The organism is Rhodococcus sp. FH8 (genome assembly GCF_019266085.1).
GTDB lineage: Bacteria > Actinomycetota > Actinomycetes > Mycobacteriales > Mycobacteriaceae > Rhodococcus_F > Rhodococcus_F qingshengii.
In genome coordinates, this window is record NZ_LPNQ01000076.1 from 15,242 (window position 1) to 31,181 (window position 15,940).

General features: G+C 61.5%; 11 protein-coding genes. 7 read left to right on the plus strand and 4 right to left on the minus strand.

Annotated features, from left to right (window positions below):
• On the minus strand, positions 1–549 hold the full coding sequence (locus tag ATN38_RS21040; RefSeq protein WP_238592678.1) for a nuclear transport factor 2 family protein: 549 nt from the start codon (positions 547–549) through the stop codon (positions 1–3).
• Positions 550–660: 111 nt separating this feature from the next.
• On the opposite strand from ATN38_RS21040, the gene ATN38_RS21045 reads away from it, so the two are divergent.
• Positions 661–1,635, plus strand: a complete 975-nt coding sequence (locus ATN38_RS21045) for a TauD/TfdA family dioxygenase (protein ID WP_118603793.1) — start codon at positions 661–663, stop codon at positions 1,633–1,635.
• Here the strand turns inward: ATN38_RS21045 and ATN38_RS21050 are convergent, their stop codons facing one another.
• Positions 1,636–2,478, minus strand: coding sequence for a hypothetical protein (locus tag ATN38_RS21050; RefSeq protein WP_218748591.1), 843 nt, complete (start codon positions 2,476–2,478; stop codon positions 1,636–1,638).
• 31 nt (positions 2,479–2,509) lie between these two features.
• Entirely contained in the window at positions 2,510–4,303 is a 1,794-nt protein-coding gene (locus ATN38_RS21055; RefSeq protein WP_118603708.1) for an alanine racemase, read from the minus strand.
• Positions 4,304–4,463: 160 nt separating this feature from the next.
• On the opposite strand from ATN38_RS21055, the gene ATN38_RS21060 reads away from it, so the two are divergent.
• Both ATN38_RS21060 and ATN38_RS21065 read left to right on the plus strand, forming a co-directional pair.
• Positions 4,464–5,909, plus strand: coding sequence for an amino acid permease (locus ATN38_RS21060; protein WP_054187303.1), 1,446 nt, complete (start codon positions 4,464–4,466; stop codon positions 5,907–5,909).
• On the plus strand, positions 5,906–6,826 hold the full coding sequence (locus ATN38_RS21065) for a universal stress protein (RefSeq protein WP_054187304.1): 921 nt from the start codon (positions 5,906–5,908) through the stop codon (positions 6,824–6,826). Before ATN38_RS21060 ends, ATN38_RS21065 begins: the two co-directional genes overlap by 4 nt.
• 42 nt (positions 6,827–6,868) lie before the next feature.
• On the opposite strand, the gene ATN38_RS21070 is transcribed toward ATN38_RS21065, so the two are convergent.
• Positions 6,869–7,870 carry an MBL fold metallo-hydrolase gene (locus tag ATN38_RS21070; RefSeq protein WP_029255764.1) on the minus strand — a complete coding sequence of 334 codons (1,002 nt, stop codon included), beginning with the start codon at positions 7,868–7,870 and terminating at the stop codon, positions 6,869–6,871.
• 296 nt (positions 7,871–8,166) lie between these two features.
• On the opposite strand from ATN38_RS21070, the gene ATN38_RS21075 reads away from it, so the two are divergent.
• The 4 genes from ATN38_RS21075 (at position 8,167) to ATN38_RS21090 (ending at position 15,931) form a co-directional block, all read left to right on the plus strand.
• Positions 8,167–9,267 carry an LLM class flavin-dependent oxidoreductase gene (locus ATN38_RS21075; RefSeq protein ID WP_218680133.1) on the plus strand — a complete coding sequence of 367 codons (1,101 nt, stop codon included), beginning with the start codon at positions 8,167–8,169 and terminating at the stop codon, positions 9,265–9,267.
• A 109-nt stretch (positions 9,268–9,376) separates the two neighbouring features.
• Complete coding sequence (locus ATN38_RS21080; RefSeq protein WP_308256420.1) at positions 9,377–11,500, plus strand: hypothetical protein; 2,124 nt, start codon at positions 9,377–9,379, stop codon at positions 11,498–11,500.
• Positions 11,493–13,010, plus strand: coding sequence for an ATP-binding protein (locus ATN38_RS21085; RefSeq protein WP_042447950.1), 1,518 nt, complete (start codon positions 11,493–11,495; stop codon positions 13,008–13,010). The genes ATN38_RS21080 and ATN38_RS21085 overlap by 8 nt, the downstream gene beginning before the upstream one ends.
• Positions 13,007–15,931, plus strand: a complete 2,925-nt coding sequence (locus ATN38_RS21090; RefSeq protein WP_042447947.1) for a Z1 domain-containing protein — start codon at positions 13,007–13,009, stop codon at positions 15,929–15,931. Before ATN38_RS21085 ends, ATN38_RS21090 begins: the two co-directional genes overlap by 4 nt.
• The last annotated feature ends 9 nt before the right edge of the window (positions 15,932–15,940 follow it).

The following is a 15,940-nucleotide window of genomic DNA, read 5'->3' on the forward strand; positions in this document are numbered from 1 at the left end:
TCAGCCGCGCGAAATCACCCGTCGCGAGAGTCGCCACCGCCCATCTTCGAGTTCGAACTCGTCCGCGTAGCTCCCGACGCCGCTGAGCTTGGGGGTTGTGGTCGTGTCGACGTAGAACGTCCACACCGCATCCGCGCGGGCTGTCGTTTCCGAGGTCACGTCCACGGCGATCGCCGTGGTGACGTGGCGTGTGAATGTGCCCGGGCCTTGTATGCCGGCGGCTCGACGCTCGACTACTCCAGCAGCAATTTCTTCGCGGCCACGTCGTACCTGTGCGGGGATACCGCGATCGGGATTGGCGGGCATGTTCCATTCGGCCTCGCGGGTGAACTGCTCCACGTAATCCTCGACCGAGCCGGTGTCGGCAAGATGCGCGATGCGAGCGAGCGTTGAACGAATCTGTTCGGCAGGGCCCTCGGGTTGCATGCTGTCCTCCGTAGACGTGGGTGCGGCAGATCGCACGCTACAGCTCATGACGACAACGACGACGGCCTCGTCCCAGTGAGCGGCAGTATTCTCCGACGAGGGAGCGGTGAACTTTGAGATCACCTCGAGTTCAACCGTATTCGAGCCCGCAGCGTAAATGATTGAGTGTTCACAGTAGGCGGCGCCATGACGACTGCCGCGCCCGTAGGCTTGACCGACTCACAGGAGATCGCCATGTCCGTCACCGAACTCGAACGTGTCACCCAGACCCCGGAGCAGATCTACGCTGCCGGCGGAATCACCGTCCACAAAGTAGGCGAGCTGATCGGCGCCCGCATCGACGGCGTCCATCTCTCCGGGGACTTGTCCGAAGAGACCGCTTACGCGATCAACTATGCGCTGGCAGCGCACAAGGTTGTGTTCTTCCGTGGGCAGCATCATCTCGACGACACGTCGCAGTACGAATTCGCCGGAACCCTCGGCACCCAGACCACCCCGCACCCGACGGTCAAATCCAGGGGCGACAAGCTGTTGGTGCTCGACCGTGCCGCCAACAGCTGGCACACGGACGTGACGTTTGTCGACCGCATTCCGAAAGCCTCGATTCTGCGAGCGACGACCATTCCCGAGTACGGCGGAGCGACCACGTGGGCGTCGACCACCGCCGCGTACGACCAACTGCCGTCTTCACTCAAGGTCTTGGTCGAGAATTTGCGGGCCGTTCACACCAATGCCTACGACTATGCCGAGGTTGTCGATCAGGCGAACCCGGTAGACGCGCAGCGCCAGGCCTACTACGCCGAATTCACCCATGAGATCTACGAGACCGAACACCCGGTGGTGCGTATCCATCCGGCGACGGGGGAGAAGACCCTCCTGCTCGGTCACTTCTTCAAGGAGTTCGTCGGGCTCAAGCCGTCGGAGTCGGTCGCTCTTTACCAGATCCTGCAGGCACGAATCATCAAGTTGGAAAACACTGTTCGATGGAACTGGTCGGCCGGCGACCTGGCGATCTGGGACAACCAGGCGACTCAGCATTACGGTATCGCCGACTACGGGACTCAGGCGCGCAGTGTGCACCGAGTTACATTGGCCGGCGACGTCCCCGTCGACGTCCACGGCGAGCAGAGTCGAATCCTTCAGGGTGACGCCGCGGAGTATTCGATCATCGCGGACATCGATCGGCTTCCCGGCTTCGCCGCGAACTGATCAGTCGTGCTGCGGGTGATCCGGCGGGAACATCTGTCCCCATGAGTGACTGCACGCTCGGCACGTCCATTCCGGGGTGTCCGGTCCCACGACGCAGCCAGTTACGGCGAGCCACGGTAGGTGATCGAACGGATGGACCGGCATCCCCGGGGCACACTGAGCGGTTCTGTGTGCACCGCAGAGTGGGCACGACGGATTCTTCGCCAGCATGTAGTCGATGAAGTTGGTGTGCCCAGACGTGGCTATCCTTCCGGTGCACTTGCGGCACAGGACGGCTGGGTAGTCGTCACCAGGTTCAGCCTGCCTGAAGATCCGTGATGCGGAATGAAAGTGAAGGCGATCGCTGCTGTTGAACTTTCGCAACGGCATCGGTGAGCTGCAACCTGTGCAGTTGCCCCGCTCGTTCATCAACGTTCGGGCGTGGGCAGCTGTGGACGTCGGATCCAGCGTGTCGATGTCGCCGAAGTAGTGCGCATAGTGTGACTGGCCGGCCGTGAGAATTTGGTCGGCCAGTGTGTCGTCGACCGGCCCTGGATCCGTGGGAAACGTGGTGGACCATCGTTGTTCGAGTTCTGGAACGGTGGGCATACCGTGGAGTTCGTACGGGCGTTCATCGACTTCCATCGGCGACGTGCCGTCGAAGGGCGCAGCCACGGTCTCGATGCAGAGCAGCGTGCGAGGAGTGGTGTCGAGAACAGTGATCAGCAGGTCGCCGATGGCCATCTTTCCGCGCATGATCCAGGGATCGACACGGGCACGGGGTTCGAGAAACGCGACCACGGCATCGAGCCACGGCGTGCCGAGTGCGATGAATACGTGCTGACCGGAGCTCCGCGTGATCATCGAACGATTCTCGCAAGGGCTGCCGACAACGTCAGGCTTTGACCACCTTGCGCCCGAGCAGCGATGCAACCAGTCCGTCGACGAAGGTCGCCTGACGGCCGAGAGGATCGGAATCCGCTCCCGCAACGCTGCCGATCGAAATCGATCTCGTCAGGCCGGTCTCGCTGATGAATTCGGCGGCGAGGTGCGCTTCTCGGAATGTGAGGCCGCCCAGATGTGTCGTGTCGTCGACGCCGAGAACACGCCCGTCGATGATGTCCAGATCGAAGTGGACGTGGACGCCGTTCACACCCTGGCCCGCCGCGGCGAGAACGCGAGGCATCAAGGCCGCCATGCCATGGCGATCGATCTCGTCGATCGTCACCAGCAATACCCCGTACTCGTCGAGTGCGCGCTTGTGATCGACCGTGGCGTTCTTGACGCCCACCAGGACGGTGTTCTCCAAACTGGGGCCGTGCAGATCCGCCGCCGACGACAGCAATTGTTCGATGTCACCGTGTGAAGCGAAGATGATTGCACCCAAATCGGTTCCAGGTTCGGTGGCGATCGGAATTCTGGTGTTCTGCCAGGCTTCGGCAGTGAGCCACAGCGGCAGCGTTGTGAGATCCGCAGCGGCATTCTCTGCTTGAATGCAATCGAAACCGATTCCGGACATGTCCTCACGTAGACCGTGATCGAGGAGATGGCTTGCCAGGCCGGTAGTTTCGAGGTCGATCAATTCGACGGTCGCATTGGCATCGATCGGTTCGGTGCCCAGAACGTATCGCTTTTCGACGTAGGGCGATGTCATTGCCATCAAGAGCGCGCCGTAGTCGATCGTGAAGTCGACCGTGCCACCCAGTCGGTATTCGTCACCTGTTTCTCCGGCGTCGACGAGGAGGTGATCGCTGCTGGCGCTGATCACTTTCAGGCGCGGATCTATCGGGGTCAAGCCTTCCGGCGAGATGTCTTCGCGGCCGATGGACAAGATCAGGCGTCGGCTCGGCTTGTCCTCGTTGTCGAAGACGGGGCGTCGGCCGAACGCGTCTTCCCCTGAGACTCCATACGGCCGCGACGGCTTGATCTTGGCCTCGATGATGTCCGCGGTGAGAGTGAAGGCGTCGTTGTTCAGCAGTTCGTACAGTCCTGGGGGAGTCGGTGATTCGGCCAGAACGATGCTGGCACCCAAACGCAGATGGTTGATCCCCTCGGGCATCGTTCCGGTCTCGAGGAGTGGCAGAGAGAACGTATTGCCGCCGGAAACGATCGGCAGTTCGATCGAGAACCGCTTCGTGATTTCGTCGGCAAGGTAGACCAGGTTCGACAGGTTGTCGACGGTTGGCTGGATGCCGCCGACGCACGCGAGATTCGCGCCGATTCCGATCAGTCTGATGCCCTCGATGGGAAGGATTTCGGCGACTACATCCAACGCCTCCGCCGGCAGGATCCCTTCGCGGAGATCTCCGAGGTCGATCATCAGCACGATCTCGTGGATTACTCCTCGCGCCCGTGCTGCTCTGCCCAGAGCAACAATCGTCGTCAACTCCGAGTTGAGGCTGATGTCCGCGTAGCGGATCGTGTCGTCGATCTCGTTCAACGACGGTGCGCGGATCAGCATCAGGGGAACGGTGATGCCGTCGCGGCGGATGCGGGCCAGGTTGTCCAGGCGGGAGTCGGCGATCTGTGCGACGCCGCCGCGGACCATTGCTCGCGCCACCTTGGGGGAGCCACATGTAGATTTGCTGACGCCCGCCACCGCAATACCCTTGGCATTGGACGCTTCGACGAGGACGCGCGCATTCTGTTCGATACGACGCAGGTCGACGGTGATGGTCGGTCCGGTCATGATCTCCCCGTTTTCTCCGAAGGCGGTTCACGATCCGGGCATTCCAGACCGGACGGTTGGCGTGAGCTGGGCAACTTTGCTCCGACTGTTGTGTCGCAGGACACTTACGTGCAGTATGAGGATACAACAGTTTCCTACCAGGCACTCTAGAGGAGCGTCGATGGCTACTCTCGTCAAACACGTACTTCGGCGCAAGCCGGCTTTGCAGATAGACCAGGAGACCGGCGCAGATACCAACGGCGGTGAGCTGACCCGCAGTATCGGTTTGGCGCAGTTGTCCATGTTCGGCATCGGCGCCACGATCGGCACCGGTATTTTCTTCGTCCTCTCGCAGGCGGTCCCGGTTGCCGGTCCGGCAGTGATCATCTCCTTCGTTGTTGCCGGTATCGTCGCGGGACTCACGGCGATCTGTTACGCGGAGTTGGCCGGAGCTGTCCCAGCGTCGGGCTCGTCGTATTCCTACGCTTACGCGACGCTCGGAGAGCTTCCGGCCATGGCCGTCGGCGCGTGTCTGCTTCTCGAGTACGGAGTCTCGGCCGCGGCGGTGTCCGTCGGATGGTCGCAATACTTGAACCAGTTACTGGGCAACCTCTTCGGGTTCCAGATTCCCGACGCGTTGTCACAAGCGCCGGAGCAGGGCGGCATCATCAATCTGCCCGCAGTGATCCTGGTGTGCCTGTGCGGTATTCTGCTCATTCGCGGCGCCAGTGAATCGGCCAAGGCCAACGCCATCATGGTCTCGATCAAACTCGCGATTCTGCTGCTCTTCATCGTGGTCGGCATCGCCGGATGGAACAGCAATCACTTCGCCGACTTCGCACCGTTCGGATTCAGCGGCGTCATGTCCGCCGCCGGAATCATCTTCTTCTCCTATATCGGCCTCGACGCAGTGTCCACCGCCGGTGAAGAAGTGAAGAACCCTCGTCGCAATCTCCCTCTCGCGATCCTCATTGCACTCGTGTCCGTCACCGCGATCTACATCGCCGTTGTCGCCGTGGCGATCGGTGCACAGGATTCCGCATCGTTCGAAGGTCAGGAAGCCGGACTGTCCGCCATCCTCGAACAGGTGACCGGATCTACCTGGCCGGGAACACTTCTGGCCGCCGGTGCGGTGATCTCGATCTGCAGCGTCACGCTCGTGGTCATCTACGGTCAGACCCGCATCCTGTTCGCGATGTCACGCGACGGCATGATTCCGTCGATCTTCCACAAGGTGAACCCGCGGACTCTGACGCCGGTGCCCAACACCATCATCGTCTGCGTCGTTATCAGCATTCTGGCCGGTTTCATTCCCATCAACTTCCTCGCCGAAATGACCAGTATCGGAACCCTGGTGGCCTTCCTTGTGGTCTCGATCGGGGTCATCATCCTGCGGCGCAGTGACCCGGACCTGCCGCGCAGCTTCAAAGTTCCCGGCTATCCGGTCACACCGATCCTCTCGATCCTGGGCTGCCTGTGGATCATCAAGGACCTCCGAACCGTCACGATCTACGTGTTCCTCATCTGGGTGACCGTCGCGATCATCTGGTACTTCGCCTACGGAATGAAGCACTCGCGCCTCGGGGCGAAGAACCGCGCCGAATTGGGATCGGAGTCCGAGTCATGACGCTGCTCGCGGGATACGCACCCGACGGTGACAGTTCCGGAACCGTCCATCTGGCAACGCTGTTGGCACGCTCGTCCGGTGAACCGTTGGTGATCTGCGCGGTGATTCCCTCGCCGCCACTGCCCGGAATGGCGCGTGTCGACGCCGAATACCACCAGCAATTGCGAGCCGAAGCCGAAGCGGCGCTGGCGAAAGCGCGGGCCGACATGCCCTCGGACGTCGACGTGACCTATGTCGTGCATGAGGCGCAGTCGACGTCGAGTGGCCTGCTCGATCTTGTTCACGAGCACGAAGCCAAGATGATCGTCCTGGATTCGTCTACGGCCGGGGTGTTCGGTCACGTGGCTCTCGGCAGTGTCACCTCCCGCTTGCTGCACAGCTCCGACGTTCCGGTCGCCCTGGCGCCGAGGGGATTTCGAACCAAGCCCGGTGAGGTGGTTCGCCGCGTCACCGCCGCATACTCGGGCACACCCGATCAAGACGATCTGGTGCTCGCCGCCGCGACCGTGGCTGCGCGTGTCGACGCCGGACTCAGACTGGCGGCGTTTGCAGTTCGCGCAAACGCGCAGTACACGACCACACTCGGGACCGAGGGGGATTCACCGATCATCTCCGAGTGGGCCGAGGTAGTCGAGCGCGAGACCAACGCTGCCTTCGAGCGCGTGCGTGCACTGCCAGAAATACCCGACGTCATGGAATCGGTTATCAGCCATGGTCGTAACTGGGCCGAGGCGCTCGAGGGCGTCGAGTGGGACCGAGGTGACGTTCTGACAGTCGGCTCGAGCAAGGCAGGTCCACTGGCGCGGGTGTTCCTCGGCAGTCGGGCGGCGAAGATCGTGCGGTACTCACCGGTTCCGGTGGTGGTGGTCCCGCGATCGGCGTCGACCCGAATAGTCGATCAGGCCGAAGCGGAATAGAGATCAGGGCCGACGAGCGGAGTGCTTGTCGGCCCTGATCTTTCAGATGGAGCGAGCGAAGAGCGCGGGCTCGGAGCCGGGAACCTGAGAGACCTGCTCTCGGGCAACCAGATGGCGAAGGTGAGCTGCACCTTCGGACAACGCCATCGTCTTTCCCATCGGGGAGATCTCGGCCCACGGCTTGTACCACTTCATCTTTGCCGCGACGTCCCACACCGTGAGCTTGTCGTCGGCGAACTCCTGCAGCAGGTGATCGAGTCGCTCCTGGTGATGCTCGATCAGCTCGCCGGCGCGACCTCCGACGTCGTCGATCGGAATGCCGTGTGCGCCGAGACCGCGGGTGATGTTCATGTTCTGCACCCGTGCGAGCGAGTCGAGGAAATCGGCGAGGGCATCACGCTCGTCGAGGGGGTACACGAAGTTGCCGACGTGGGGTGTCGTCTTCTGCAGGACGTGGTCGCCGGTGAACATGACGTCGGCGTCGTCGAGGTAGAAGCAGACGTGACCAGGCGTGTGGCCGGGGGTGTAGACAACGCGGAGGCCGCGGCCGGTGAGCGCGATGATTTCGTCGTCCGCGAGAAGGCGGTCGGGAGCGGACTCGGGGCCCACCGGAGACTCACCCGCGGCAGCCAGTCGGAATGCATCACGGTCAGCTGCGGGCGCTCCGGCACGTTCCATGTTGTCGAGCTGGTACGCCATCCACTCCTCGTTACGCGCAGTGGCCATCTGATCGAACAAGTAGTGGTCGTCCTCATGCATGGCGATCCAGGCGCCGGACGCCTCGCGGACCCGTCCGCACAGGCCGGTGTGGTCCGGATGGAAGTGCGTGACCACGACGCCTTCGATGTCGGTCACCGAATGCCCGATCTCGGCGAGCCCGGCGTTGAGGCCCTGCCAGCCGTTGTCGTCGCCCCAACCAGCGTCGACCAAGATCAGTCCGCCGGGGGATTCCATGGCGTAGACGAGCGTGTGCCCGAGCGGGTTGTCCGTGATCGGGACAGGAATCTGAAATATGCCATCACCGATGGCCGCCGCACCGTTCATAACAAGTACCTCTTAACGATAAGGGAACGCACTCTTAGTACTTCATGTTTACCGTGCGCTCGTTTGGTTGGTGACACAGGTCCTGCCTGGCGGGAGTTCGGCATGTTTTCGGGCGACTTCGGATCGGGGAGAGTTTTATCGACCGAATAGTGCTATTGATTCGAAAGTAGTTGTTGAATAGGGTTTTTCGTGATCTCGTCGTGTCAGGGGCGTCCTCGGATGGCGGATCCGTCGACGAGTCGCGCACTAGCCTCCGAGGGACAGGCGCGCTGTGCGGTTATCGAGAAAGACGGGTCATGCGTTTTCAGGTTCTGGACATCATTTTCAACCCACCCCATCCAGTGACCGGCGAGGAAGTTGCCCCGTCCGATCGGCTCAACCGCGTCGTCGAACTGGCGGTTCTCGCCGAAGAACTAGGTATCGATTCGTTCTCGGTGGGTGAGCGCCACGCCGGGCCGGTTCTTTCGTCGGCGCCAACCGTCGTTTTGGGGGCAATTGCGCAGGCCACAGACAGAATCCTGCTCTCGACGGGTGTCACCGTTCTGTCGCTACTCGACCCGATTCGAGTCGCCGAAGATTTCGGAACCATCGATCAGCTGAGCCGGGGACGCCTCGAGATCGTGATCGGCAAGGGCAACGAGGTCCTTCAATACCCGCTCCTCGGTCTGGACATCGCCAAGCAGTACGAATACCTCACCGAGAACTATGAACTCCTCAAACTGCTGATCAGCGAGGAAAACGTCAAGTGGGTGGGGACTCACCGACCATCGCTCGAGGACGCGACGACGCTACCGCGTCCCTACGACGGCCCGTTCCGTATCTGGCATGGATCGGCTACCTCGTTCCAGGCCGTCGAACTCGCGGCCAAGTGGGGCGACCCCATCGTCACCGCCAACGCCTTCCAGCCTCGTGAGAACTACAAAGTGCTGATCGACCACTACCGCGAGCAGTACCTGGCGTACGGGCACGACCCGTCCAAGGCGTACGTCGGCTCGGGTTCGGGTGGATTGTTCCTCGCCGATACGACCGAACAGGCCATCGAAGAGTTCCGTCCGATCTACGAAGGCGCCGTTGCGCAGGCCGACAAACGCAAGCACGATCCCAAAGCTGTCGGAAAGTCGACAAGCTTCCGGACCATCGAGGAAGCCGTCGACCGCGGGCCGGCGTTGGTCGGGTCGTCTGAGCGAGTCGCCGAGAAGATCCTCGATTATCACGAGAGTTACGGCCACGATTTCCAATCGGTGTCGGTCAATCACGTGCTCGACTTCGAGCAGCAGAAGGACACCCTGCGCCGATTTGCGGAAGAGGTTATCCCGCTGGTGAAGGCCGAACTGTCGACGACGCTGTGGACCTCGGCCGACAAAGATCGGGCGAAGGGTTTCACCGCCGTCGACTGAGCGGAGAAGTCTGACTGTCGGGTAAGCGGGTCCGGCGCTGCGACCGCTCACAAGCTGCAGTAACTTGTTACCGACATCGCGGTCGGTTTTGACCGCAATGAAGGTATCCGTGAGTGGGAGTAGTGCGTTGACATTGGGTGTGAACTCGCTTCCCGCGAACGAGCTGAGTCAGACGCTGTGGGTCGATCTGTTTCCTTGGCTGGACGACTACGTATCCGATCGTGCTGCGCTGCTCGAGCCGCTGGCACCGTCACCTGATTGGTGGTTCAGCGAAGCGCCGTCGTTCACTGTTCTCGAGGTCGATCTCGAGAAGGTTCTCTCCGAGCTGGCGTCCCTCTACATCGCTCACCACGCGGCAGCGGTATTAAGAGCGAGCTTTCCGCTACTTGGTGAAGATCTCCCGCTGGAGGCGTTGAGTCTGGATACTCGCGCAGTGACTGCACTGTCTCGGCTCACCACCGACAAAGCAATCGGCGGACTGCTGATGCACACGACCGCTGAGATCTTCGGCGTGCGCGGAACGAGCGAACAGACGGTGCACGACATAGTGCTCAACCTGTTGGTCTGTGCGGTCATGACGACTCCGCTCGCCCGCGTCGAGACCGCTGAGGAAGCAGTTGCCCCACCCGCGATCACAGCGCTGCTCGACGATCTCGCTCAGCTGGCAATGTGGCGACGGGTCCGAGGCCAGGACAGCAGACCACTCGTCACCGTCGAGATCGACGATGAATCTCCGGCCTCGATTCAGGAAGTTGCCGCCCGGATCTCGGCTCTGACGCCGAACGACTTGCCCGACACCGACCGTACCGACGCGATGGACGAGATCGACAATCTCTTCTCGCAGCTGGATGAGCGGGAGTCGTTGGTGTTGCGTGAGCGGATCGTGGCGCGAGTGCCGCAGCGTAGGGGAGCGATCGGAGCCAAGCTCGGAGTGGGCTCGGGGCGGGTCGGGCAGATCGAGGCCGACGTGAAAGCCAAACTCAACGCGGCGTGCGGATTCGGGACAGCCGTGGGGAACCTGCTTGCCAGCCTGCGCGTCGAGATTCAGCCGGTAGCTTCGCTTGATCGCCTGCTCGACGTGCATCCGAGCATCGCGGCGGAGGTGCCTGGTTACGGAGTTCCGCTGTGGTTGGTTCTGGACCGTCTCGACGACTACTTCGAGGTGACTGACGGTTGGGCTGCCGCTCCGGGCGTCGCGGAGGCCAAGAAACGGACTCAGACCTTGCTCGAGGACTTTGAGTCCCCGAACGGTGTGGTTGCACTCGACGACGTCGCCGAAGTGGTGTCGATGTCACGCGGCGAACTGGAGAAGTGGCTTGCGTGGTGCGGCGTTGTCGTTGTGGCGGAGTCTGCGCTGACGCGTGCGCGTCGGATCTCCGATCTGGCAGTCGGCGCGCTCGAAGCCGTCGGATCGCCGAAGTCCGTCGTCGAGCTAGTGGACTTGCTGAAGTCCGATCGCAGTGAGCGGTCGATCGAGCGCGCGCTCGAGGCCGACGATCGCGTGGCGCTCGACGGCGCAGTGTGGCGGCTGCACGCCTGGGGAAGCGCGGATTCCGTTGGGGAGGAACCGGTTTCTTCGGGAGAGGCTGAAGAAGCCAGTGAGTTCAACATTGGTGGTGACGGGATAGTCCGGCGCAAGCGGACACGCAACACTGCGAAGACGCCAGAGTTGACTCGCCGCCTGTACCGGTCAGGTAGTACGTGGCGGTATCGACTGACCGTGACCTCTGATCATCTGCGGGGCTCCGGATTTGCTGTACCCGCCGGTGTTGCAGTCGCTGCCGGCTGTGTGCGCGGTGAGACCATCGAGTTGGAGAGCCACCTCGGCGTTCAAGCAGTTCGGTGGACCGGAGCGCAGCCGACGTTCGGCACTATCCGCCGATTCCTGCGTGAACTCTCCGCTGTGGAGGGCGAAGACGTGTTGCTCGAGCTGTGGCAAGACGGAACCTTCCGCGTGGTCCGACCGGCGATCGTTCACTCTGACATCGACCCACTACGTCAGGCACTTGCAGAGGTTGGCAATCGCGAGCCATTGCGAACTGCCGAGAGACATGTGGTGCGGATTCTCGCCGAAGCCGTGTGTCTGGACGGCGAAGACCGTCCACGAAAGATACTGCGCGCGTACGAAGATCGTGGTGAAGACGTGGTTTTGGACTTCCTGGAGGCGGCATGGAGGCGCGGCGAAGCATCCGAAATCGACGAGGTAGAGGGTAAGGATGCATCCCATGACTGACGTCGCGGACACCCGCATAGTGGGCACCAAGATCCTTGCTGCGGACGAGTCCCTCGCCGGCGCCATCGGCTTGCACCACACCATCGCGACAGCGCTCGCCGATCTGATCGACAACAGCCTCGACGCCGAGGCCTCCCACGTGCTGATCAGGTTCGTTCAGGACGGCACACGGATCGTGTCGATGATGGTGATCGACAACGGCTCCGGCATGGACAGTGACACCATTGATTCCGCGATGACCTACGGCCGCCGACGCGACTATGCCGCCGGGGACCTGGGTCATTTCGGTGTAGGGATGAAGGCGGCGTCGTTGAGTCAGGCTCGGTTGCTCCGAGTGTGGTCTCGAAAGTCCGGGCACCCGACGCAGGGCCGCGAGATTGACTCGGCCTCAGTGCAGGGGCGTCAGTCAGTTTCGGTGATCGAGGACCGGCAAGCCGAAGAATTCTTCGACGCAGTCACGCCCCGCTTTCCCTTCGACACCGGAACTGTTGTCGAATGGCGCGGCATCACAACATTTCTCATGTCCGCGCACGCGGACGAGCAGACCAGCTGGCTCGAACAGACCATCAACGACGTGCGCAGTCACCTCGGCGTCGTATTTCACCGTCTCATCGAATCCGGCCGGATCGCTCTGACTGTGGATGTCTTCGACGTCGAAGCGGGACGCGCCGGCGCGCTGCGCACAGTCAGTGCCATCGACCCGTTCCGGTATCCGCGCACCGGCGACCCCAACTACCCTCGGACACTTACCGTGTCGATCGCCGGTGCCACAGTAACCGCCGAAGCTCACCTGTGGCCCGCCCGGAGCAATGCACCGGAATTTCGCATCCACGGCGGCCCCGGCCGCGACCAGCAGGGGCTCTACTTCTATCGGCACGATCGACTCCTGCAGATCGGCGGCTGGAACGCGATAGTGCGGGGCCGACCGGACTACGGATTGGCACGAATTGCTGTCGATCTGAACGATTCTCTGCTGCAGCACATCACCATCAATCCCGAGAAATCGGGGGTGACGCTCGACGCCACTGCGTCGGCTGCCGTCGACGGGGCCGTCTTCACGGATTGCAACGGTGGATTCCGTTCGTATCTGACCGATGCCGAGCGCGTCGTGCGGGCAGCCCGAAGTTCTGCACCTCGGCCGATCAGCGTCATCGAGCCGGCATCCGGCTTTCCGGAAGACGTGCTCGATTCCTTCAGCGACGCCTTCGAATTTAGCGTCGGTGATGATCCTGTTGCTGTGGGTTGGCGAGCCTTGGCGCGTGATCAGTTCTTCGAAGTCGACCTCAAGACTCGGACTTTGTGGATCAATGCGCGTTTTCGGCGTGATCTGCTCGGACGTCGCAGTCTCGACCCGGCTGATGCTCCGGTGCTCAAGACGCTTGTCTTCCTGTTGGTGAGTGAGATGTTCGAAGGAACGAGAATCGGCGCTCGTCAGAGGGAAAAGATGCAGGCGTGGCAGGAAGTGTTGATTTCCGCAGTGGCAGCGCACCGGGAGCAGGTAGTGCAGTGAGTGATGAAGTATTCCGTGCGGTTGCGCGTGAACTCGGTGACGGGTTTCCGCCCGAGAACGTGCTCTACCCGGTCAACGCGCGCCTGCGAGCGAGCTATCCGGATGGCCTGACCATCGCGGACATCATCGATGTGTTCCTCGATGAGAGTGCTGTCGGTGTACGAACGGCGCTCACCTCGCGTCTACGGCAGTGGGATGCGGAAAGTGTCGAGACGTGGGTAGGCTCGACTGTTCCGCAAAGTCCGGAACGGCGGGCTCGGATCTACGACTTGTTGGGATTGCCAGTCGACGCCCACGCCGAGATGGATGCGCACTTCCCTCGCGAAGGTGGGCCCGTTGTCATTGCGGCTCAGCAGCCGTGGGACCCCTGGTACACCTCCGAACGCCGCCGCGAGCACGACTTCTATTGGCGCGCTTACAAGCGAGGTCTAGCCGACAAGAACTGGGACGAGGCGACAATCGGAAAGCTGGACATTGCAACCACTGAGGTTGTGCACCGGCTTGCGGATCCGACGCGGCCCGAGCCGTATCAGTCCAAAGGTTTGGTGGTCGGCTACGTCCAGAGCGGGAAGACGGCGAATTTCAGCGGCGTGGTGGCCAAGGCGATCGACGCTGGGTACCGCTTGGTCATCGTGTTGACCGGCACGATCGAGATTCTCCGGAGCCAGACTCAGCGACGCCTCGACATGGAATTGGTCGGTCGTCAAAACATCAGTGCCGGTGTGGACGACGACTACGCCAACGACGAGGACTGGCGGGACGGGAACTTTCTCGAACACGAAATCGATCCGAACAAGACCAATGAAATCCCGGCTATCCGTCGACTCACCACCTCGACCTTTGACTACAAGAGCCTGCTCGCGGGCCTGAGCGCACTGCACTTCGAAACCGTGGATCACTCCCTTCCGCTGAATGATCCGAAGAATCTGTACCCCAGCAATATTCGCATCGCGGTCGTGAAGAAGAACGTCTCCAGCCTCAAGAAGCTGGTGGCCGATCTGAAGAAAGTGCCGACCGAACTCGATCAGATTCCTGCCCTGATCATCGACGACGAAGCCGATCAGGCATCGGTGAACACGATCGATCCGAAGAAGATGAAAACCGAGCAGGTCGAGCGGACGGCGATCAACGGTCAGATTGCCGAGATCCTCGGTCTACTCGAGCGTGCCCAGTACATCGGTTACACCGCAACACCTTTTGCCAATGTGTTTGTCGATCCGGAAGACAGCGTCAACGTCTTTCCTTCGGACTTCATCGTCAGTCTCGAGCGGCCCGGCCCGTACATGGGTGGTGCGGACTTCCACGATCTCGACGATCTCGAAGACGACGACAAGACTCCGGCCAATTCGAACCAGAAAGCGTACGTACGGGATCTCCGGGCCGAGTGCGACGAGGATCGCTCAGCCGAGCAGTTGCGAGCGCTCGACTCGTTTGTCCTGACCGGGGCGATCAAGCTATTCCGGGAATCGAAGGGCGCCAAGCCGTATCGGCACCACACGATGCTGGTGCACGAATCGGTGAAGCAGGCCGAGCATGACGCCGTAGCCGACGACTTCAAGGCCTTGTGGAAATCGGCCGGATACAGCCAGGCCAAGAGTCTTTCCCGGCTGGACAAGCTCTGGGCCGAAGACTTTGCGGTGGTGAGTGCGGCTCGGGGCAGTGAACTGGAGAATCCTGGTTCGTTTGCCGAGTTGGAGGAATTCATCGGCGCTGCCTACGACAAGATTTCCGAGGGAACCAGCCCCGTTATCGTGGTCAACGGTGCGGCCGAGAAGGACTACAAACAGGATTCCCTCGATTTCCAGGAACGCGGCGTGTGGAAGATTCTGGTCGGCGGCACGAAGCTGAGTCGCGGCTTCACGGTCGAGGGCCTGACCATCACTTATTACACGCGTCGAACGGGCCAAGCTGACACATTGATGCAGATGGGACGATGGTTCGGATTCCGCCCCGGGTACCGAGACTTGGTGCGCCTGTTCATCGGCCGCACGGTTGGCGGACCCGCCGGCGCGGACTACGACATGTACAAGGCGTTCGAGGCGATCGTTCGGGACGAGCAGGAGTTCCGGAACGAGCTCACTCGGTTCAGCGGCGTGAACGAGAAGGGCGAACCGTGGGTCACTCCACGCGATGTGCCGCCGATGGTGTTTCAGCAGCTGCCGTGGCTGAGGCCAACGGCTCGAAACAAGATGTTCAACGCCGATCTGGTTTATCGAGGCATGGGCGGTGAAAGTTTCAGCTTCACGATGCAGCCCCCGCGAGGTGACGGTTCGATCAACGCTCGGCACTTCGACGCGGTTGCACCATTATTGAAGTCGTTGGGCGAAACAGGGTCCTTCAATTTCGTTGACAAGGATGATGTTTCGCGATCGTTCACTGCGCGATACGGCATTGTCCCTGCCCATGTGGTGTTAGAGGCCGTCGACCAGTTCGAGTGGGCGAACGGGTGGGATTTCGGTCCCCACCGCGAAGCGCTTTCGACCGCAATCGAATCCGGATTGCTCGAGGATTTTGCAGTTCTGCTGCCGTACCCCAAGACCCGGGAGCCGATCGAGATCAAGGGTTGGCACGAGAAACTTCCGATCGTCAATCGCAAGCGTCAGGAACGCGATTACCGAACAGGTTTCACCGGTACGGCCGTCCGTGAGCGCGATGCGATCGAGCACATTGCGGGCAGCCCGAAGAAGAACGGTGGACCGCTTGCGGGTGCTCTTCATCGGAAGACTCGCGGTGCATTGATTCTGGTATTGGCGAACGATCCGGCTCCTCGTCAGTTGAAACGGGCACAGGCTGGTCCCGTGGACTCGCGCGATTTTGCGACGTTGTTCTCGTACGCGCTTCCGCACGCGGCGGAGCCGTTGGGGCGAATCGGTTTTCGGGTGAAGCAGTCAGGGACAGGGGCGATCGTCGATGCGAACTAGGTGTGTTGT